Source organism: Streptomyces herbicida, assembly GCF_032656585.1.
Taxonomy (GTDB): Bacteria; Actinomycetota; Actinomycetes; order Streptomycetales; family Streptomycetaceae; genus Streptomyces; species Streptomyces herbicida.
On sequence record NZ_JAUYWJ010000006.1, the window covers coordinates 14,273 to 34,365 of the forward strand.

The window sequence follows — 20,093 nt, forward strand, 5'->3', positions numbered from 1 at the left end:
TTTGCCGACCGCCTCCCACGATGCCGACCTGCTGGTCGTCGGCGCCCGGCGCAACCCCGGCGCAACCCCGGCCACCTCGGGCTCCAGCCCGGCCGCGTGGCCCATGGGGTCTTGGATCACGCGGCGTGCCCGGTCGCCGTCGTGCCCGAGCAGCCATGAGCGAGGCCGAGGTCGCCGACCCGAGCCGCAACACCTGAACACCCCTGACGCCGAAAGGAAATCACCACCATGACCGTACGCGTCGGCATCAACGGATTCGGCCGCATCGGCCGCACCTACCTGCGCGCGGCACTCGACCGCGCCGAAGCGGGCACCCAGGACGTCGAGGTCGTCGTGATCAACGACATCACCTCGCCCGCCACCCTCGCCCACCTACTCGAGTACGACTCCACGTTCGGGCACATCGGACGCGACGTCGCGTCCGACGACAGCTCCATCACCGTCGACGGCCGGCGCATCGCCGTCACCGCGCAGCGCGACCCGGCCGCCCTGCACTGGTCCGACTACGGCGTCGGCATCGTGATCGAGTCCACCGGACGCTTCCGCGACCGCGACTCCGCCGCCCTGCACCTCAAGGGCGGAGCCCACACCGTGCTGCTGTCGGCGCCGGGCAAGGGCGTGGACGCCACCATCGTCATGGGTGTCAACGACGGCACCTACGACCGCCACCGCGACCGGATCGTCTCCGCCGCCTCCTGCACCACCAACTGCGTCGCCCCCATGGTCAAGGTCCTCGACGACGCTTTCGGCATCGAACGCGGCGTCATGACCACGATCCACGGCTACACCAACGACCAGTCCCTACTCGACGGCCCGCACAAGGACCTGCGCCGGGCGCGCTCGGCGGCCCTGAGCATCATCCCGACCAGTACGGGCGCCGCACGCGCCGTCGGCCTGGTGGTACCGGAACTGGCCGGGGCGCTGGACGGTATCGCGGTCCGTGTGCCCGTCGAGGACGGCTCACTGACCGACCTCGCGGTGGTGCTGAACCGCGAGGTGACCCCGGACGAGATCAACGCCGTGTTCGACGCGGCCGCCGAGGGCCCGCTCAACGGCATCCTGCGTGTCTCGAGGGCCCCGATCGTCTCCCGCGACGTCATCGGCGACCCCTCGTCCTGCGTCTTCGACCCGGCCCTGACCCAGGCCAACGGAACCCTCGCCAAGATCTTCGGCTGGTACGACAACGAGTGGGGCTACACCAACCGGCTCCTGGACCTCACGGACCTGGTGGCCGACGACTGACCGGCTCCGGGGCGGGGCACAGATCAGGGCCGATCGGCCCAAACTTCGTCCCGGACAGCCCATGGGATCACACGCCACCCCGCCGGATGCTCGAAGTGGCAACCGGTTTTGGAGGAGACCCGCGATGAGGGACCACCTGCTCGACCGACCGCCCGCCCACGCGCTGCTCGCGGACGGGACCACCGTGTGCATCCGGCCTGTCACGCCCGGAGACCACGACCAGTTGGAAGGGCTCTACGAGGAGATGTCCCCGGAGAACCTCCGCCTGAGGTTCTTCGTACCGAGCCGCCGGTCGGCCGCCATGGCCGCCGACCGGGCCTGCGCCCCCGCTCGTCCCGGCTACCGGGCCCTGCTGGCCGAGGCCAAGGAACAGGTGCTCGGCCTCGCCGAATACGACACAGGCGGGGAGGAGGGCGGCCCGGCGGAGATCTCCATCGCGGTCGCCGACGGACTGCACCACCGCGGAGTGGGGACCCTGCTCGTCGAGCACCTGGTCTCCGCGGCCCGCGCCGACGGCATCACCACCTTCACGGCCGACGCGCTGAGCGAGAACAACAAGGTGCTGCGGCTCTTCGCCGACCTCGGCCTGCGCACCGTCCGCCGCTACGAGGGACCGGAGGTGCGCTGCACCATTCACCTCGACGAGGACGACACCTACCTCTCGGCCGTCGAGGCCCGCGGCCGGTCGGCCGACGTGGCCAGCCTCGAGCCGCTGCTGCGCCCCGGCGTGGTCGCTGTCGTCGGCGCCGGACGCACGCCCGGCTCGGTGGGCCGGGCGATCCTGCACCATCTGCATTCCGGCGGCTTCACGCGCCGTCTGTTCGCCGTGAACCCGAGTGTGTCGTCGGTTCTCGGCGTGCCGTGCTACCCGTCCGTCAGTGCCCTGCCCAAGACCCCGGACCTCGTGGTCGTGGCGGTGCCGGCCGCGGCGGTCCCGGCCACCGCCGAGGAGTGCGGCACAGCAGGCGTGCGTGCGCTCGTCGTCGTCACAGCGGGACTCGACCACGCTCGGGCCGAGGCTCTGCTGACCGCCTGCCGCAGCTACGGCATGCGCCTCGTCGGCCCCAACTGCCTGGGCATCTCCAACACGGACCCCAAGCTGCGTCTCGACGCGACCTTCGCGGCCGATCACCCGAGGCCCGGCACCGCGGGCGTCGCCGTGCAGTCCGGCGGTGTCGGCATCGCCCTGCTGGACGGGCTGTCCCGGCTGGGCATCGGTGTGTCGTCCTTCGTCTCGCTCGGTGACAAGTACGACGTCAGCGGCAACGATCTGCTCCAGTGGTGGGAGAGCGACGGCCGCACCGACCTCGCCCTGCTGCACCTGGAGTCCTTCGGCAACCCGCGGGCTTTCTCCCGCACGGCCCGCCGGGTCACCCGCCGCATGCCGGTGCTGACCGTGGACGCCGGCCGGTCGGTGGCCGGACGGCGCGCCGCGGCCTCGCACACCGCTGCCGCCGCCACCCCCACCATGACCCGTCGGGCCCTGTTCACCCAGGCCGGCATCACCGCCACCCGCTCGATCGGCGAACTCCTGGAGACAGCGGCCCTGTTGCACTCCCAACCGCTGCCCGCGGGGACCCGCGTCGCCATCGTCACCAACGCGGGCGGAGCCGGAGTGCTGGCCGCCGACGCCTGTGCGGAGGCGGGTCTCGCCCTGCCGTCGTTCACGCCCGCGATGATCGACGAACTGCTCGGCGTACTGCCCGAGGGAGCGGCCATCGGCAACCCCGTCGACGCCACCGCCTCCGTCACCGAGGAACAGCTCACGGAATGCGTGGACCGGCTCATGCGATACCCGGGCATCGATGCCGTGCTGGTCGCCCTCGTCCCCACGGCGGTCGCCGTCGCCACCGGTGACGATCTGGTGCGGTCCGTCACCGAGGCACCCGCACGCCGGGCGAAGCCGGTGGCCGTCGTACGCCTGGAGCAGGACCTGCCGGTCCGGCTGCTCAGCGCCGTGGACGGCGGCACCGTCCCCGCCTACGCCGAACCGCAGGCCGCGGCATGCGCGTTGGCCCACGCGGCTCATCGCGCGGCCTGGCTCGCCCGCCCCGCGGGCACCGTACCGGCACTCGACGACGCCGACACCGAGCGGGCCCGGGCGCTCGTCGACGCCCACCTGGCCGAGCACCCGGACGGCGGCTGGCTCGACCCGGGCCTCTGCGCCGACCTTCTGGCCTGCTACGGCATCCCGCAGATTCCGTGGGCGTGGGCCGAGACCGAGGACGAGGCCGTCCGCGCCGCGGAGCGGCTGCACGGCGCCGACGGGCGGGTCGTGATGAAGGCTCACTGGCCGGGCCTGGTCCACAAGAGCGAGCAGCACGCCGTCCACCTGGATCTACGGGGCGAGTTCCAGGTCCGGGCCGCGTTCCGGGACCTGGAGACCCGCTTCGCCGGACTGATGACCGGGGTGGTCGTGCAGCCCCTCGCCGACCGCGGCACCGAGTTGTTCGCCGGTGTCGTCCAGGACGAGGTCTTCGGCCCGCTCGTCCTGTTCGGCCTCGGCGGCACGGCCACCGAGGTGCTGGCCGACCACGCGGCCCGGCTCGCCCCGCTCACCGACCACGACGTGCACGACCTGATCACCTCCCCGCGCTGCGCGCCCCTGCTGTTCGGCACGGCCGGCCACCGACCGATCGACCTGGAAGACCTGGAACAGGTGCTCCTGCGGCTGTCCCGGATGGCGGCGGACCTGCCGCAGCTCGCCGAGGCCGACTTCAACCCGGTCCTGGCGGCACCGGGCGGCGTCACCGTCCTCGACGCCCGCGTGCGACTGCTGCCCCGTGGGCCCCAGGACCCCTATCTGCGCCGACTCCGCTGAGGAGGTAATGGACATGAAGCACGACAAGGTCGGCTCCGTGATGACGGCGGACGTCGTCCACGCCGAGTACGCCACCCCGTTCAAGGAGGTCGTGCGACTCCTCGCGGACCACCGGATCAGCGGACTGCCGGTCGTCGACGAGGACGACAAGGTCCTCGGCGTCATCTCCGAGACGGACCTCGTGGTGCGCCAGGCGGCCACACCCGGCCCCCATGAACCGAAGCGCCGCGCAGGCCTCGCACGGCTGACCCGCGGTGCCCGGCGGCAGGCCGCCAGAGCGAAGGCCCGTACGGCCGGACAGCTGATGTCGCAGCCGCCCGTCACGGTGCACGCCGACGACACCATCGTGGAAGCGGCCCGGACCATGGCCGAGCGGCATGTGGAGCGGCTCCCCGTCCTCGACGAAGAGGACCGGCTGGTCGGCATCGTCACCCGGCGCGACCTGCTCCAGGTGTTCCTGCGCCCGGACAGGGAGATCCGCGACGAGGTGGTCGACGAGGTACTGGGACGCATCCTGTGGCTGCCAACCCGCAGCATCGACGTCTCGGTGACGGAGGGCGTCGTCACGCTCACCGGCCACATGGAACGCAGGTCCGCCACGGAGATCGCCGTCTCCATGACCCGACAGATCGACGGCGTGGTCGACGTGGTCGACAGACTCACCTACCACCTGGACGACGCGCGCATACGCGAGGAACAGGCCCTGCACGGCGCGGCCGACGACTGGCTGCGTGGACCGTGAAAGGAGGCGTGCCGCCATGACCGGCACCGTGTTGGTCACCTACGGAACGACGAACGGATCGACCGCGAGGATCGCCGAGACCATCGAGGACGTCCTGCGCAAGGCCGGCCTGACGACCGAGGCGCTCCCGGCCCGGTCCGTGGCGAGTGTGGAGCCGTACGACGCGGTCGTGGTCGGCGGCGGGCTCTACGCCGGCCGCTGGCAGAAGGACGCCCGCGGGTTCGTCCGCCGCCACCGCCGCGAACTCGCCGAGCGGCCCGTGTGGTTCTTCAGCAGCGGCCCGCTCGACGCCTCCGCCTCCGAGCGGGACATCCCGCCCGTGCCCGGAGTGCGGCGCGCGATGACGCGGCTGGACGTCCGGGAACACGTCACCTTCGGCGGCTGCCTCGAAGACGGCGCGAAGGGGCGGATGGCCCGGATGATCCTTCGGTCCGGAAAGGGCGGGGACTTCCGGGACTTCGCCGCGATCGAGGCTTGGGCAGCACATGTCGCCGACGAACTGACCAGCGCCTGATCACGCCCGCGCGTCCTCACCTGCCGGGGTCGGCCGACGTGCTCGCACGTCGGTCCGGCCGGCGACGCGGTCCCGCGGCGCCGCGGTCGTGCCGCACGACTGACGACGCGGTCACCGGCTGTCGCTGATGCCGGCCTCCGGCAGGGCGGCCCGGCCCGCCTCCAGACGGGCCACCGGTACGCGGAACGGCGAGCAGGAGACGTAGTCCAGTCCCGCGGTGTGGAAGAAGCGCACCGACTCGGGGTCGCCGCCGTGCTCGCCGCATACGCCGATCTTGAGGCCGGGGCGGGCGGCCCGTCCCTCCTCGGCGGCGATACGGACCAGCCGGCCCACGCCGTCGAGGTCGATCGTCTCGAACGGCGAGGTGGCGAAGACGCCCTTGTCGAGGTAGGCCGAGAAGAACGCCGCCTCGACGTCGTCGCGGGAGAAGCCCCAGGTGGTCTGGGTCAGGTCGTTGGTGCCGAACGAGAAGAACTCCGCCGCCTCGGCGATCCGGCCCGCGGTCAGCGCGGCCCGCGGCAGCTCGATCATGGTGCCGATCGGGCACGCGACGGGTACGCCGGACTCCTCGGCGACCTGCGCCAGCACCCGCTCCACCTCGGCGCGGGCGAGCCGGAGTTCCTCGACGGCGCCGACCAGCGGCACCATGATCTCCGCACGTGGGGAGCCGCCGGCCCGGGTGCGTTCCACGACCGCCTCGGCGAGCGCCCGTACCTGCATCGCGACGAGACCGGGAACCACCAGCCCCAGGCGCACCCCGCGCAGGCCCAGCATCGGATTCTCCTCGTGCATACGGTTCACCGCGTCCAGCAACTCCCTGTCGTGCGCGGCCGGTTGATCGCCACGGGCCTCGGCGGCGGCGATGCGGACGGCGAGTTCGGTGCGGTCGGGCAGGAACTCGTGCAGGGGAGGGTCCAGAAGACGGATGGTGACCGGCAGCCCGTTCATGGCCGCCAGGATGCCGATGAAGTCCTGCCGCTGGAGGGGCAGAAGAGCCGCAAGCGCCCGCTCGCGTCCGGCGTCGGTGCGGGCGAGGATCATCTCCTCGACCAGCTTGCGCCGTTCGCCGAGGAACATGTGCTCGGTACGGCACAGTCCGATGCCCTGCGCGCCGAACCGCCGGGCGCGTGCCGCGTCCTCGGGGGTGTCGGCATTGGCCCGCACCTCCAGCCGCCGTACCGCGTCCGCCTGTTCCAGAGCGCGGGCGACCGCCGCGACCACGCCGTCCGACAGCTCGCCGGTCTCCAGATACCGCATCGCGGCGGAGGCGACCAGCGCAACGGCACCCGGGTACACCGCGCCGGCGGAGCCGTCCACCGAGATGACCGTGCCTTCCTCGACGACGGTGCCGTCAGGGGTGGTGAAGTGCCGTGCCTCGGTGTCCACCGCGAGTTCCTCCGCACCGCACACACAGACCTTGCCCATGCCACGGGCGACGACGGCCGCGTGACTGGTCTTGCCGCCGCGGCTGGTCAGCACGGCCTGCGCGGCGACCATGCCGGGCAGGTCGTCGGGGGTCGTCTCCTGGCGTACGAGAATCACCTGCTCGCCGTCGGCCGCGCGCCGTACGGCCTCCGCGGAGTCGAAGACCGCCGCGCCGACCGCGGCGCCGGGAGAGGCGGGGATGCCCTGCGCGAGCGCGGTGCCGGTCGCGGCAGTGTCGAAGCGGGGGAACATCAGCCGTGCGAGCCCCTCTCCGCTCACCCGGTCGAGTGCCTCGTCCTGTGTGATGAGGCCTTCCTCGACCAGCTCGGCCGCGATGGCGAACGAGGCCTCGGCGGTGCGCTTGCCGACCCGGGTCTGCAGCATCCACAGCCGGCCGCGCTCGATCGTGAACTCGATGTCGCACAGGTCCCGGTAGTGCCGCTCCAGGGTCCGCATGTGGTCGCGCAGCTGCAGATACGCGCGCGGGTCCAGCCGCTCCAGCTCGGCCAGCGTCACGGTGTTGCGGATGCCCGCGACCACGTCCTCGCCCTGGGCGTCGGGCAGATAGTCGCCGTACAGACCGGGCCGTCCGGTGGCCGGGTCGCGGGTGAAGGCGACCCCGCTGCCGGAGTCCGGGCCCAGGTTGCCGAACACCATGCGCTGCACGGTGACCGCTGTGCCCAGATCGTCGGGGATGTGCTCACGCCGCCGGTAGAGCCGGGCGCGCTCACCGTTCCAGGAGCGGAAGACGGCGAGGATCGCCAGGCGCAGCTGTTCGGCTGGGGACTGGGGGAAGTCCCGCCCCGTCTCGTCGCGGACCAGACGCTGGTAGGTCTCCACGAGCCATGCGAGGTCGCTCGCGTCCAGATGGACGTCGTCCGGGGCGTCGCGGGCTTCCTTGAGCCGCGTGATGGCCTCTTCGAACAGGGCCGCATCGACCCCCATGACCGTACTGCCGAACATCTGGACGAGACGCCGGTAGGAGTCCCAGGCGAAACGATCACTGCCCGACGCCTTGGCCAGGCCCAGGACGGAGTCGTCGTTCAGGCCGACGTCCAGGACCGTCTCCATCATGCCGGGCATGGAGAACCGCGCCCCGGAGCGCACGGACAGCAGCAGCGGATCGTCCCGTTGCCCCAGCGACCGCCCGGCGGCGGCCTCCAAGGCGGACAGATGCCGGGAGACCTCGTCCGCCATGCCGTCCGGCTCGGCGCCGGTGGCCAGGAAGGCCCGGCAGGCCTCGGTGGTCACGGTGAAACCAGGCGGGACCGGCAGCCCCAGCCGGGTCATCTCGGCGAGGTTCGCGCCCTTGCCGCCGAGCAGGTCGGCCATGTCACGGCCGCCCTCGGCGAAGTCGTACACGTATCGGACCATGACACCGGTCTCCTCCGTCCGACTGTAGGCTCCGCGCACCTCGGCGTCGAACCGTCGGCATGACACGGGCGGCACCGCCCGATCCGGCGATGGCCGGCAGCTCCTCGACGCCGCGTCGAGTCGCCGCCGGACCAGGGCCGGGTCCCTCACCCGTCGACGTATGTCATCACTGTGGGTCACTTCGCGCGGACGCCGGAACGAGGTTGCAGCGGACGTCGACGACGCCCTCCACGGCACGCGCCAGCCGCTCGGCCGCTCCGACCAGGGCGGTGCCGTCGACCCACCCGGTCAGGGTCACGACACCTTCGGTGACCTCGACCTGGATGTGATCGGCGGAGAGGGGGAACAGGCGGTCGACGACCTCCTGGCGTACCTCTTCGGTGAGTTCGTCGTCGCTGCGCAGGAACACCTTGAGCAGGTCGGCGCGGCTGACCACGCCTTCGAGCATGCCGACGTCGTTGATGACGGGCAGCCGCTTGACCTTGCGCCGGGCCATGATGCGTGCGGCCTCCGCCAGCGTGGCGTCGGCGTGCACGGTCACGGCCGGTGCGCTCATCAGCTCCTCGGCGGTCAGAGCGCCGGCCTTGGCCAGGTCGGCCAGCCGTTGCCGCTGGGCGAACCGGTCCGGGTCACTGTCCCGGAACTCCTCCTTGGGCAGCAGATCGGCCTCGGAGACGACGCCGATCACCCGGCCCTCGCCCTCCAGCACGGGGAGGGCACTGACCTTCCACTGCTCCATCAGTTCGACGACGTCCTTGAACGGGGCGTCGCGGCCGACGGCGACGACGGTGTGCGTCATCACATCGCTCACGGTGTGCGGGCTGCCGTACATGGTGTCCTCCTCGGAGGGTGAGGCGGGGTCGACAACTCCTCGTCGCTCGCGTCGTCTTCGCGGATCGCCGACCGGTCGGTCCGGGCCGGGACGGCGATCGTACGACGGTCTGTCGTTCCCTTCCGGAATGCCGTCGGCCCCCTGATCTCAGGGTGTGCCGGGCGGGGCCCGGGGACCACGGGCCGCTCGGGCACGGCAACGGGCCGTTCGGCCCCGATGGGGCACAGACCGGGCGTGAAAGGGCGGGAAGGACTCACCCGCTTCTCGCGGATCCTGATAGCGCGGTGCGCGACCGCCGCCGGCCGCTTCCCCGCGTCTGTGTCGGGTCCTTCCCGCCACCTCCAGCACACCACGGAAACGACCGCGCCACCAGGGCCGAACGGTCCCCTCCTCAAAGATCAAGGACGGGCGTCATGTGTTCTGGGCTGTTCCTTCCCCGCGGGCCGTGTGGTTTCCGGGGCCGTACGGCCCCCTACGGCAAGGACGGCCCGGGCCCCAGTCCGGGGCCGCTCGGCTCATGTGGCCTACACGCCAACGGAGTTGGCTGTGGGTGAGGGAAACGACCCCGATGAGGGAGGGCGAGGACAGTGGGCACGAGCCTCACACCGGAGTTCTGGGAACGCTTTTCGGTGCTGCTGGTCGTGGCGGTGGGCATGACGGCGATCCTCACCGCGGTGTTCACCGCGGCGTTCGACGCGCTCACCGTCCGTCTGCGCAGCCGCCGCCCGCACGGCACGATGCCGCGGGCACCGCACCGGCCGGAACAGACCGACCACCGCATGTCCGCGCACTGCTGAGCAGCGGTTCCGGCCGCGACCATGTGCCCGCTCAGCGGGCGCGGGCATGGGCGTGGGCATGGGCATGGGCCGAATGTCCCCGGCAAGGGCCGGCCTGCCCCTCGTCACGGCCGACACCGGGTGCGACGCTGGAATCGGACCCCTGCTGCACGACGTGGCAGTCCGACGAAAGGCGGTGGGGACGATGACGTTTCCCCTGGTCGTAGGCGTCGACGGATCGGACGGAAGCCTGCTGGCGGTCGACTGGGCGGTGGACGAGGCCGCCCGCCGCGATGCGCCGCTGCGGCTGGTCTACGCCTCCCGCTGGGAGCGCTACGAGGCAGGCGCGCCGTCGGACAACCTGGAACGTTCCTCCGGGCGCGTGCTGGCCGAACACATCGTCGCCTCGGCGGCGGAGCGTGCCGCACGACGCAACCCGGAGGTGAAGGCCACCACCGACATCCTCCCCGACGACGCGGTGGACGCCCTCCTGCACGAAGGCAACAACGCCTCCGTCCTGGTGACCGGATCGCGTGGCCGTGGCGAGCTGAAGGGGCTGCTCCTCGGCTCGGTCGGCCTGGCCGTGGCGGGCCGTGCGCAGTGCCCGGTGATCGTGGTCCGAGGCGACAAGGCGGGTCTGGCCGGCATCCACGAGCGGATCCTGCTCGGCGCGGGGGACCCGGCCACCGGTGCGGAGGCGGTGCGGTTCGCCTTCCGCGAGGCCGAGGCGCGCGGATGCACCCTGGACGTCGTCCGCGCCTGGCGCTGCCCCGCGTACGAGGGCACCGACCATTCCGCGCTCGCCGAGGAACCCGCCCGGCACCACGAGCAGCGGGCCTCGGCGCTGCTGGACGTACTGCTGCACGACGCCGTGGCCGATCACCCGAACGTCAGGGTGCGCAGTGTGACGGTCGAGGGCCCGGCTCACCGGATCCTGGTGAACCGCTCGGCCGCCGCCGATCTCGTGATCGTGGGCGCCGAACGCAGGCACGGCCGTATCGGTCTCCAAATCGGCCGGGTGGGCCACGCCCTGCTGCACCACGCGGATTGCCCGGTGGCGATCGTGCCGCAGACGCTGTGACGGTTTCCTTCCAGCTGGACCAGGCAGTGCCGACTCGGCCTCGAACCCCGGCAGACGAGGCGCTGTCGCTCAGCCGCACTCCCGCGTTCGTGCGAGGAGCGAATCGCCGGAGCGCACGGTCGTCACATATGGAGGCCGGTGACCGCGGGGTCCGTGCGACGCGGCGCCGCGTGGCAGCGGGAAGGCGGCCACCACGTACAAGCCGCCGCCCGGGCGGGCGCGAGCGGTGAGGGTGGCGCCGTGATGGTCGTCGCCCGCGGTGCGGTGCAGCCGCTGGAACGGCTCGCACAGTCGGTCCACCTGCTCGCGCGAGATCTCCTGCCCCGTGTTGGCGACGGACACCACCGCGTGTCCGTTCTCGACCGCCGTGCGCAGCTCCAGGAGCCCGTTGCCACGGAACCGGCGAGTTCGACATGGTCCGCGGCCACCAGCACTCTCATCGCCCACCCCCGGCGAGTCGTGCCGCGACCGGTGGGACGGGGCGGCGGAGACAGATCACTCTGGGAAGAATGCCGAACGCCCGGACGCTCAGTAGAAATGGATCCAGTCGACCTCCCGTCCCACAACCAGGGGGCTCGCACAGTGGCTCAGGAGAGGACCGGCGTGACACGCTCCGGCGAGCCCTCAGGTGTGGCGCGGAGTTCCCGCCGCGCCACATCCTGGGGGCCAGGGCTCAACAGCGCACGCGTTCACGGGTGTCGGCGATGCCGGCACTCGGCCGCTCGTCGCCGGTCGAGTGCGAGCCGTCCGGCTCCTCCGACTGCAGCCGGGCCGCGAGGTCGGTGCGCCGGACCTTGAGCTTGCGGTAGACGCGGGTCAGATGCTGTTCGACGGTGCTCATCGTGATGAACAGCTTGCTCGCGATCTGCCGGTTGGTGTGCCCGCGCGCGGCGAGCTTTGCCACGCGGAGCTCGGCGTCGCTGAGTCGGCCGACGAGCTCAGGGTGGACGCCGCGTGTCCACGTCCGGTCGGCGAAGCAAACCACCGGTCTGTCGCCGTTCGCCGGACCTTCCGGTTCCGTCGGCTGTATGCCGCAGTCGCGCATCAACTGCTGCGCCTGGCGCGCCAGGGTCCGCGATCCGCCTTCGTCACCGAGGTCCCGGTAGGCACCGGCCAGGTCGTGCATCGCACGGGCCAGCTCCAGTCGGTGCCCCCGCTCCCGGAGGATCTCCACGGCCTCTGCGAGGAGGTTCGGCCGCTGCGGCAGTTCGACGGTGGCGGCGAGCGTGCGCAGGGAGACGCCCCGCGTCCAGGGGCGCCCGGTGCCCACTCGGGAGAGTTGCTCCTGAGCCAGAGCACGAGCACGGCCGCCGTCCCCCAGCGACAGATAGACCTCGGCAGCGTCGGTCCGCCACGGCACCAGCCCCGGCAGATCGAGATCCCATCGGGCCATCAGCTCCCCGCACGCATGGAAGTCGTCGAGCGCGGGGTAGGGGTGTCCGGCCGCAAGGCGGTACTGACCGCGTGCCCTGAGATAGAGCAGCCCGGCCGGGGTCTGGAACGCAGCCTCAGGCACGGGGATGCTGAGCTGCGCGGCCGCCTCGTCCGGTCGGCCCAGCGCCGTCTTCGCCTGCAGGAAGGAGGCGACCGGCAGTGCGACGGCGGCCCCCCAGGCTTCCGGGGAGACGAGGGTGAGCGCAGTACGAGCCGCCTCCTCGGCCGCGTCCAGTCTGCCCAGCCTGGTCTCGATGAGGGCCTTGACCGACGCGAACAGCGCCTGCCACATGGGTACTCGGCGTTGTGTGGCCTCCGCCAGGAACGTGTCGCACCAGAAGGCCGCTCGGATCAGTCCGTCGGCGAGCACGAGCGAGCCCAGGGCCGTCAGGACGGACGCCAGGACGTCATCGTCCAGCCGGGTTCCCTGGAGTATCTGCTCGGTCCGGACCACGACGTCCTCGCTCGCCCTGCGACCGAACACCGAGCCGAGCAGATCCCCGACTCGCCGCACCATGCTCTGCGCCGGGGCCACGGCCGGTGCGGAGGCCTGCTGGGGTCCGCCGGGTACAGCGGACCGGACAGCGCCCCGCAGGCCCGGGTAGCCGTAGGCCATCCAGAGCCGGACGCGGTCGGACGACTGCGGCTCCGATGGTTCCGCCGAGGGTCCGGCCACCGCGGTGCCGTGCTTGCCCAGCGTGTCGAACACCGCGAGGGCCTCGTCCACCTGACCGAACCAGAGGAGGTAGCCGACCAGAGCGTGGGTGTGCCCGGCCGGGAGACGGCCGGCGAGCGCGGCTGCGGTGAGCTCGGGCAGATGCGCGGCCGCGGCGGACGGGTTGACCCGCCAGCCCGCCCGGGCCAGCCCGATTCTGATCGCCAGCGCGTCTCGCTCGTCGGTGCAGATGTCGCGTGCCATGCGCAGACAGTCGAGGGCCAGGTCGACATCGTCATCGGCCAGCGCCCGGTCCGCCGCCTCCAGCAGGGTGGGCAGCATCCACGGAGCCGCGCCGGGTTTGACCGCGGCGATCAGATGACGCGCCACATCGGTCGCCGAGTTGCCGTGGTCGTGGAGCACGCGGGCAACACACGTCTCCCCCTGGGAGCGCTGAGCGGCATCCATGCTCTGCAGCACCGCGTCCCGGGCCGCCTCGTGCCGGAACCAGCCGGAGTGCAGCAGGCCCGTCTCGGCGAGCGCGCCCAGGTTGCGCTGGGCGGAGTCCGAGTCGATGCCGAGTACGTCGGCGAGCTCGGCCGGCGAACCGTGCGGGCCGAGTACGGCCAGCGCGCATGCGGTGTTCCTGAGCGAGGTGTCGACGCGGTACAGGCACGTTGTCACGGCCTGTGCGAAGAAGGTGCCCGGCACGGGCTCGACAGCGCCCGCCTCGGCCGCGGTGCTGTAGTCGTCGATCAGCGACCGCAGCAGCAGGGGGTTGCCGCCGCTGATCCGATGGAAGTCTCTCCAATGGAAGTCCCCGGGAAACGAGCGGGCAGGCCACTCGTCCCGAGCGGACTGAATCATCTCCGTCACTCCGCGCCACGAGAGGAGATCGAGCCGGATGCTCCGACAGCCGGGCAGTCGTAACAGCTCGGCCTGGGAGTGAAGATTTCCGGAAGGCACGCTGTTGCTCTCTCCGAGTACCACGAGTACCCGGCTGATCGCGATTCGACGTGCCAGATAAAGTACGCATTCCATGGACTGCGCATCAGCGTGATGACTGTCGTCGATGCTCAGTATCAGCGGAGTCTTTTTGGCTTTCGCCAAAAGAATTCCACATAATCGTGAAATGATATCCGGGGATGCGTGTGGAGCGCCTGCCGCCTGCTGGAGCAACTCGGTCGTGCGCGCGTCCTCCGCGGTCGGTAGATTTGCGCCGAGCAGCAGTTGCTCCATTACGCCCAGTGGTAGATCACGTTCCGTACTCGAGGCCGTGGCCTGAAGGAAGAGTGCACCCGAGGTGGTGACACGCTCCCTGAACTTGTGCAGCAGCGTCGTCTTGCCACTTGCCGCCGGCCCGCTGACAAACACCACTCCGCCGTGCCCCGCAATGCATGCGTCAAGCATGTCCTCCATGATTGATAGTTGGTTGTCGCGTTCAACCATCCTCATTTGCGAGTCCCCCGTCGTAACCACCCGGACACCTGATCGTCGGGCAGTGCTCCACGGAACCGAACCCGTCTATCGGATTCGGCAATGCCTGACTCGATTCTGCCACAGCGAATAGGCGGCTACCACAAGGATTGTGGCATGCGTCTGCTGCATAAATGCAGTTAGCGATGGTCGGTTTGATGAGCGGATTACAGCGCTCCGAATGGCATCGCGGCTTGCGGTCGCCGTCACGCACGGTGAGTGGACGCCGGCTCTGCCCGGGAGCCGCGTTCCACGAGTCACTCGTTCATCGTGCGTCTCGCCATGCTCGACGGAGGCCCCTGTTTGATCGGAAACGCCACAGAGCCGCTAGGGGCGGTAGGGGGGTACTCCAGTCAGATGCGGCTGGGGTACAAAAATCGAGTAATTGGAGATGTGTGCCAACGAGCGGGCTGAGCAGCAGCCTTCGGATTCGGCGCGGTCGGCGACGGGGCTGATGTGTCTTGTGCACGTCATATTTGCGTCTGTCGGCGCGGGGAGACGTGGACAGGCGCGGATGAATCCGAACGGGCAATGGGGGAGCCGCAGTTGAAACCTGAGCACGCGCAATTCGATCAGAACGCAGTCGTCGAGGTGGACATCAGTTCGCTCTCGACGACCTATTCACCTCGCAGCTGCGGAACGGACCCGGAGCACGTGGAGGCGCTGGTCGTGGCAGAGGCGACCCTGCCCCCGATCATCGTGCACCGTGACACGATGCGCGTCATCGACGGCCTGCACCGGTTGCGGGCCGCCGAGCGGCGTGGCCAGAAAAAGATAGCGGTCAGATTCTTCGACGGCACCGAATCCGATGCCTTTGTGCTGGCAGTGGAATCAAACATCGCACACGGTCTCCCGCTGACGATGGCGGACAGAAAACGGGCGGCCGGCCGCATCGTCACCTCTCACCCGCACTGGTCGGACCGGATGATCGCCTCGGTGACCGGCCTTGCCCCCGGAACCATCGCCGAACTGCGCAGAAGATCGCTGGGCGGGGTGAACGCACAGGCGAGCCGGCTCGGCAAGGACGGCCGGGTCCGTCCACTCAACAGCACCGAGGGGCGCAGACTCGCCAGCGAACTCATCGCCCAGGATCCGGGCCTCTCGCTTCGTCAGATCGCCCGGGCGGCCGCCATATCGCCGGAGACCGCACGGGATGTCAGGAACCGGATGAGCCGCGGCGAAGATCCGCTCCGCATATCAAGCCACAGGAGAAACGCGGAACAGGCCTCCACAACGACCGTAACGCCCGCGACGACCTACCGAACGCGGGTGCGGGACCGCACTGCGGCCGTGGAGCGCCTCAAGGCGGACCCGGCCCTACGGTACAGCGAGACCGGTCGCGCGCTGCTGCGATTACTCAACCTTCATGCCATGAGCACCGAGGAGTGGCAAGAGATCATCGACAACGTCCCGTCGCACTGCGGCGGCATCGTGGCTGATCTGGCCAGCGAATGCGCAGGGATGTGGGCGGAACTCGTACTGCGCGTGGAACGCAGGATGGCCGAGACACACAGCTCACCTCCGGCGCGTCCAAGCGTGGAATCCGGCCAGTTGGACACCGTGCCGGCCAGACGAGCCACCCGCCAGGGCCGGCACGGCGGGGCGCCGGAGCACAGGTACTCCGAGCCGGAAGTCCGGGCATAGAATGCCGGGCAAACGGTCGCAGGAAGTCGCATGAACGACCGTAAGAAAGCTGTATAGGTCTGTACAGCCGGGCAGTCGACGGGAAACGGAGACAGAGTCGTCTCCGTGTTCTTCGGCCGGTTAACCGTGCCCAAAACCGGATGACGCCATGGTCCGATTTTGAATTCGGAGCGGACGGCAGCGGATTGTCTTTTATCGGCAGCGGGTTGTATTCAACGTCGTCTGGTGAGGATGCGTGCATGCACAAGCCACCCGAGGTTCCCCTCCCCCGAATCCGGGACGAAGTGGACCCCGTGCCCGAGCTGTGCCGGATGGCGGCCCAGACTCCCCTCGTCCGCAATGACGGGCGTGGGGCCAACGACTGGGTCGTCACCGGCCGGGAGCAGGTGCGCGCGATCATCGATCAACGCCGACATGGTCAGGATGGTGGCGCAGCAGCGCCGCCGCGCACTGGGCGACGACCTGCTGAGCATGCTGATCCACGGGCACGGCGAAGAACTCGGCTACAAGGAACGGGGCGGCGTCTGCGCCTCGTTCATGGTCGGCGGCTTTGACAACGCCGCCGAGATGCCGGCGCTGGGCACACTCGTGATGCCGGAGCAGCGCCGCAACGACCATGTGCCGAAGGAGGAGACCGGCGGCCTCAGCGTCAACGGGCAGGCACACCGTCGTCGGCCTGCTCGCCCCCAACGAACCGCTGCCCGTGATGGACTCCGTGGCCCTGGTGGGCCGGCGCGTCGCCGAGAAGCAGCTGGACTTCGAGGGCTACTCGACGACGATCTCCACGCGTGCCGACGAGTCCGCTGTCACCGAGGTCCAGGGCGTACTCGGCGCCACGGCCAACCTGGAGAGCCCCGGTGAGGTCGATGTCTCCCGGCCCTCCGACGCGCTGGCCGCAAAGGAAGCCACCGACGACGCCCTGAGCGGCGCTGGGACTGTGCGGCGTGGCGCTGCTTGTCTGCGGTGTGGCGTGGCCGACACCGTGATCATCTCCGTCCTCGAACGGCGCGCCGAAATCGGGCTTCGCCGCTCCCTCGGCGCGACCCTCGGCCGGATCCGCACCCAATTCCTGTCCGAGGCGCTGCTGTTGTCCGCTCTCGGCGGCGTCGGGGCCACCCTGGTCATCGGCGGTCTGGTCGGCCTCTGTCCGGTAGTACGTGCGGCCCGGCTGCCTGGGACCGAGGCACTGGCCGCCCACTGGACCGCGGTGCTTCTGACGAAGTGTCCCCGTGGGCAGGAGCAGCCCACCGCAACACGGAGCCGATGTGCGCGGCGGTGGGTGCATGGGTGGAGACGGCCGACGCGGCAGCCGGTGCTCGCACAACGGGCGTTCTGCCTGGCCGACTCGTGTGAGTGCGGTCCCGCTATGCCTGGGACGGTGCGGCGGCCCGTCGCGTCGCGCGGCGCCAGATGCGGCGTTGCAGGCGCAGGGTGAGGACGCCGACGATCACCAGGACGACGATGTTGAGGAGGAGCTGGACCAGCGAGCCCCATGCCTCGTGCCAGTCGGCGAAGGCGATCGAGACGGCGATGTCCGAGGCGGCGGGGATCGTGGTCACGGAGATGAAGACACCCAGCAGGGCGCTGCTGCGAGCCTCGGTGAGCGAGACGATACCGACGACACCGGCGAGGGCGGCGACGACCACGGAGAAGAAGTCGGGTGTGTTGATGAGGTGGGACACCGGCCGCAGGCCCAGATCGAAGGCTTCGGACTGGAAGCCGGCCGCCCGCGCGAGTGCGGCGAACCCCAGGGTGACCACGATCGCCGGCAGAAAGCCGAGCGTCAGCGCGCGCAGGCCGTCCCGCACCCGGCGACGGTTGCCCCGGTCGAGGCCAAGGGCGATGCTCGTGATGGCGCTGTACTCCGGACCGACCACCATGGCCGCCACGATGAGGATCTGCGAGTTCGTCATGATTCCGACGGAGCCGATGAGCCCCGCGATCACCAGGAACAGATAGAAGGAGGGGAGATAGGTTCCCTCGGCCCGGATGTGTGCCTCGACAGCCGCCCACAGCGGTGCGTGCACGAGCGTGCGGGGCTGGTCCGACTCGATCCGCTCCGCGCGCTGGGAGAACATCATGTCGACATCGTCGACGGCGATCGATCCGCTGCGGTCGATGCCCAGCCTGTGCAGGCCGGCCAGCACGCCGTTCGCGGCGCCCTTCATGACGTCACACTCGAGCGCGTCCCCGTCCGGCCGTTGCGCCGCCGACTTCACGACCACGAGGTTGAGCACCCGGCCGTCCGCGGTCAGCATGTCCACGGTCTGCTGGGTGAGTGCGGGCGGTGTCACCATCCGGAAGTGGACCAGATCCATCCGAGCCTCCTGACCCGCATGCTAGGCAGCCCTGCCGGCTGCGGCCGCGGTACAGCGCGTGGCGTTCATCCGATCGGCCGCGCTGTTCGCCGCATGGGTCTGCGCATGACCTCAATGGGCGACTTCCGGGCTCAATTCCTTCGTCGGCCATGTGTCTTGCTTGCTCGGTCCCGGCGCGGTTCGCACGCTCGACAGGTGCACGAGAACCAGACCGGACGTCAGCTGACACTGCGACACCACGACCATACGGCGGTTGCGGTGGAACTCGGGGGAACACTGCGGTCCTACTCCGTGGGCGAGCGGCAGGTGCTCCACGGGTTCGGCGCCGATGACCGGGTCACCGGCGGCCGTGGCCAGATCCTCGTGCCCTGGCCGAACCGGGTCAGCGGCGGACGCTACCGGTGGGGCGGCGAGGACCTCCAACTGCCGCTGTCCGAACCGGAACACGGGAACGCCATTCACGGACTGCTCCGCTGGACCTCATGGCAGGTGACCGAATCCGATGGGCACCGGGCCGTACTCGAGAGCACGCTGTGGCCCCAGCCGGGCTACCCGTTCCACCTACAGGTCCGCGCGGAGTACGCGGTGGGCGACACCGGCCTGGAGGTGACCGTGACCGCGTGGAACAGGGGCGACAGCATCGCGCCCTACGGGGTCGGCCAGCACCCCTACCTCACGGTCGGTACCGCGACGGTGGACGAGGTGCTGCTGACCGTCCCGGCGGAGACCTGGCTGCGGACCGACGACAGGGGCCTCCCGGTGGCGGAGGAGCCGGTCGCCGGCACGCCGTACGACTTCCGCACGGCGCGGGCCATCGGCCGCGAGCAGCTGGACACGCCCTTCGGTTCACTCGTACGAGACGCACGCGGACGGACGACGGTCCGCCTGGCCCATCCCACCGGCGAGCGCGGCGTGGACCTCTGGCTGGGCGAAGGTGCGGACTACCTGCAGATCTACACCGGTGACACGCTCGCGGAGCCGGAGCGGCGTCGGGCGATCGCCGTCGAACCGATGTCGTGCCCGCCGAACGCTTTCGCCAGTGGGACCTCGGTCGTGGCCCTGGCATCCGGCGATCACCACACGATGCGGTGGGGGATCACCCCGTGGGGCCAGTGACCGCACTGCCCCGGGAATCGGACCTACGAATCCGGCCGGGTGAGCCGGCGCAGCGCCGCGTCCAGGATCTCCGCCGTGGTGCTCGATGCGTCGACCGTGATTCCGGGCTCGTCGGGCTGCAAAGGTTCGAGGGTCTCGAGCTGGGAGTCGAGCAGCGCCGGAGGCATGAAGTGTCCCTTCCGGCGGGCGATCCGCTGTGCCGCCACCTCAGGGTCCAGGGCCAGATGGAGAAACTGCACGTTCACCCCGGTGCGGCGGAACTGATCCCGGTACGTGCGTCTGAGGGCCGAACATGACACGACTCCGCCCTGGGCGCCGGCAGCCGTCCGGATCCAGGCCGTGAGGGCCGCGAGCCATGGCCTGCGGTCCGCCTCGTCAAGAGGGTGACCGGAGGCCATCTTGGCGCGATTCGCGGCCGGATGGAGATCGTCGCCCTCCAGGAACGGCACGCCGAGACGTTGCGCGAGCTGCGTTCCGACCGTGGACTTCCCCGACGCCGACACGCCCATCACGACCACCACCGTCGAGTGTCCAACGGGCCTGGTCAACGGGCCTCCCTGCCGTCACGGTGGGACACTGGTTCCCGTCCACTATCGCCTCTCACCGGACTCGAGCGCCGTAGGCGCGCACCGTCCGCCGGGCG

15 protein-coding genes and 3 pseudogenes are annotated in these 20,093 nt (G+C 70.4%); 10 read left to right on the plus strand and 8 right to left on the minus strand.

Annotated elements, in window-relative coordinates:
- Position 1 precedes the first annotated feature (1 nt).
- From Q8A52_RS14515 to Q8A52_RS14535, 5 genes and pseudogenes are all read left to right on the plus strand, one after another.
- Positions 2 to 159: pseudogene (locus Q8A52_RS14515) on the plus strand (universal stress protein); the annotation flags it as partial.
- 69 nt (positions 160 to 228) lie between these two features.
- On the plus strand, positions 229 to 1,242 hold the full coding sequence (gap, locus tag Q8A52_RS14520; RefSeq protein WP_316751908.1) for a type I glyceraldehyde-3-phosphate dehydrogenase: 1,014 nt from the start codon (positions 229 to 231) through the stop codon (positions 1,240 to 1,242).
- 124 nt (positions 1,243 to 1,366) lie between these two features.
- A complete protein-coding gene (locus Q8A52_RS14525) occupies positions 1,367 to 4,063 on the plus strand; it encodes a bifunctional acetate--CoA ligase family protein/GNAT family N-acetyltransferase (protein WP_316751911.1) in 2,697 nt (898 codons plus the stop codon).
- A gap of 13 nt (positions 4,064 to 4,076) precedes the next feature.
- Positions 4,077 to 4,805 carry a CBS domain-containing protein gene (locus Q8A52_RS14530; protein ID WP_316751913.1) on the plus strand — a complete coding sequence of 243 codons (729 nt, stop codon included), beginning with the start codon at positions 4,077 to 4,079 and terminating at the stop codon, positions 4,803 to 4,805.
- Between the two features lie 16 nt (positions 4,806 to 4,821).
- Positions 4,822 to 5,319, plus strand: coding sequence for a flavodoxin domain-containing protein (locus Q8A52_RS14535; protein ID WP_316751916.1), 498 nt, complete (start codon positions 4,822 to 4,824; stop codon positions 5,317 to 5,319).
- 111 nt (positions 5,320 to 5,430) lie between these two features.
- Here the strand turns inward: Q8A52_RS14535 and ppdK are convergent, their stop codons facing one another.
- Together ppdK and Q8A52_RS14545 are read right to left on the minus strand one after the other, a co-directional pair.
- Positions 5,431 to 8,118 carry a pyruvate, phosphate dikinase gene (gene ppdK, locus Q8A52_RS14540; RefSeq protein WP_316751918.1) on the minus strand — a complete coding sequence of 896 codons (2,688 nt, stop codon included), beginning with the start codon at positions 8,116 to 8,118 and terminating at the stop codon, positions 5,431 to 5,433.
- Between the two features lie 166 nt (positions 8,119 to 8,284).
- The gene (locus Q8A52_RS14545) at positions 8,285 to 8,950 is read right to left on the minus strand and encodes a CBS domain-containing protein (protein WP_316751920.1); all 666 of its coding nucleotides are present in this window, start codon (positions 8,948 to 8,950) and stop codon (positions 8,285 to 8,287) included.
- 587 nt (positions 8,951 to 9,537) lie between these two features.
- On the opposite strand from Q8A52_RS14545, the gene Q8A52_RS14550 reads away from it, so the two are divergent.
- Both Q8A52_RS14550 and Q8A52_RS14555 read left to right on the plus strand, forming a co-directional pair.
- Positions 9,538 to 9,747: a hypothetical protein gene (locus Q8A52_RS14550; RefSeq protein WP_316751922.1), complete on the plus strand. Its 210-nt coding sequence runs from the start codon at positions 9,538 to 9,540 to the stop codon at positions 9,745 to 9,747.
- A gap of 184 nt (positions 9,748 to 9,931) precedes the next feature.
- Positions 9,932 to 10,807, plus strand: coding sequence for a universal stress protein (locus Q8A52_RS14555; RefSeq protein ID WP_316751925.1), 876 nt, complete (start codon positions 9,932 to 9,934; stop codon positions 10,805 to 10,807).
- Positions 10,808 to 10,876: 69 nt separating this feature from the next.
- Here Q8A52_RS14555 and Q8A52_RS14560 read toward each other — a convergent pair whose 3' ends face one another.
- From Q8A52_RS14560 to Q8A52_RS49040, 3 genes and pseudogenes are all read right to left on the minus strand, one after another.
- Positions 10,877 to 11,149 carry a hypothetical protein gene (locus Q8A52_RS14560; RefSeq protein ID WP_316751927.1) on the minus strand — a complete coding sequence of 91 codons (273 nt, stop codon included), beginning with the start codon at positions 11,147 to 11,149 and terminating at the stop codon, positions 10,877 to 10,879.
- A gap of 331 nt (positions 11,150 to 11,480) precedes the next feature.
- Entirely contained in the window at positions 11,481 to 13,763 is a 2,283-nt protein-coding gene (locus Q8A52_RS14565; RefSeq protein ID WP_316751928.1) for a helix-turn-helix transcriptional regulator, read from the minus strand.
- 129 nt (positions 13,764 to 13,892) lie between these two features.
- A pseudogene (locus Q8A52_RS49040) lies at positions 13,893 to 14,351 on the minus strand (ATP-binding protein); the annotation flags it as partial.
- Between the two features lie 552 nt (positions 14,352 to 14,903).
- On the opposite strand from Q8A52_RS49040, the gene Q8A52_RS14570 reads away from it, so the two are divergent.
- Positions 14,904 to 16,016, plus strand: coding sequence for a ParB/RepB/Spo0J family partition protein (locus Q8A52_RS14570; RefSeq protein WP_316751930.1), 1,113 nt, complete (start codon positions 14,904 to 14,906; stop codon positions 16,014 to 16,016).
- A 396-nt stretch (positions 16,017 to 16,412) separates the two neighbouring features.
- On the opposite strand, the gene Q8A52_RS14575 is transcribed toward Q8A52_RS14570, so the two are convergent.
- The gene (locus Q8A52_RS14575; RefSeq protein WP_316751932.1) at positions 16,413 to 16,634 is read right to left on the minus strand and encodes a hypothetical protein; all 222 of its coding nucleotides are present in this window, start codon (positions 16,632 to 16,634) and stop codon (positions 16,413 to 16,415) included.
- A gap of 46 nt (positions 16,635 to 16,680) precedes the next feature.
- On the opposite strand from Q8A52_RS14575, the pseudogene Q8A52_RS14580 reads away from it, so the two are divergent.
- Positions 16,681 to 17,211: pseudogene (locus Q8A52_RS14580) on the plus strand (FtsX-like permease family protein); the annotation flags it as partial.
- 169 nt (positions 17,212 to 17,380) lie between these two features.
- Here Q8A52_RS14580 and Q8A52_RS14585 read toward each other — a convergent pair.
- Positions 17,381 to 18,334, minus strand: coding sequence for a DUF389 domain-containing protein (locus tag Q8A52_RS14585; RefSeq protein WP_316751934.1), 954 nt, complete (start codon positions 18,332 to 18,334; stop codon positions 17,381 to 17,383).
- A 195-nt stretch (positions 18,335 to 18,529) separates the two neighbouring features.
- Between Q8A52_RS14585 and Q8A52_RS14590 the strand changes: the two genes are divergently transcribed.
- Entirely contained in the window at positions 18,530 to 19,450 is a 921-nt protein-coding gene (locus Q8A52_RS14590) for an aldose 1-epimerase family protein (RefSeq protein ID WP_316751936.1), read from the plus strand.
- 23 nt (positions 19,451 to 19,473) lie between these two features.
- On the opposite strand, the gene Q8A52_RS14595 is transcribed toward Q8A52_RS14590, so the two are convergent.
- On the minus strand, positions 19,474 to 19,959 hold the full coding sequence (locus tag Q8A52_RS14595; protein ID WP_316752530.1) for a gluconokinase: 486 nt from the start codon (positions 19,957 to 19,959) through the stop codon (positions 19,474 to 19,476).
- Positions 19,960 to 20,093: the final 134 nt, after the last annotated feature.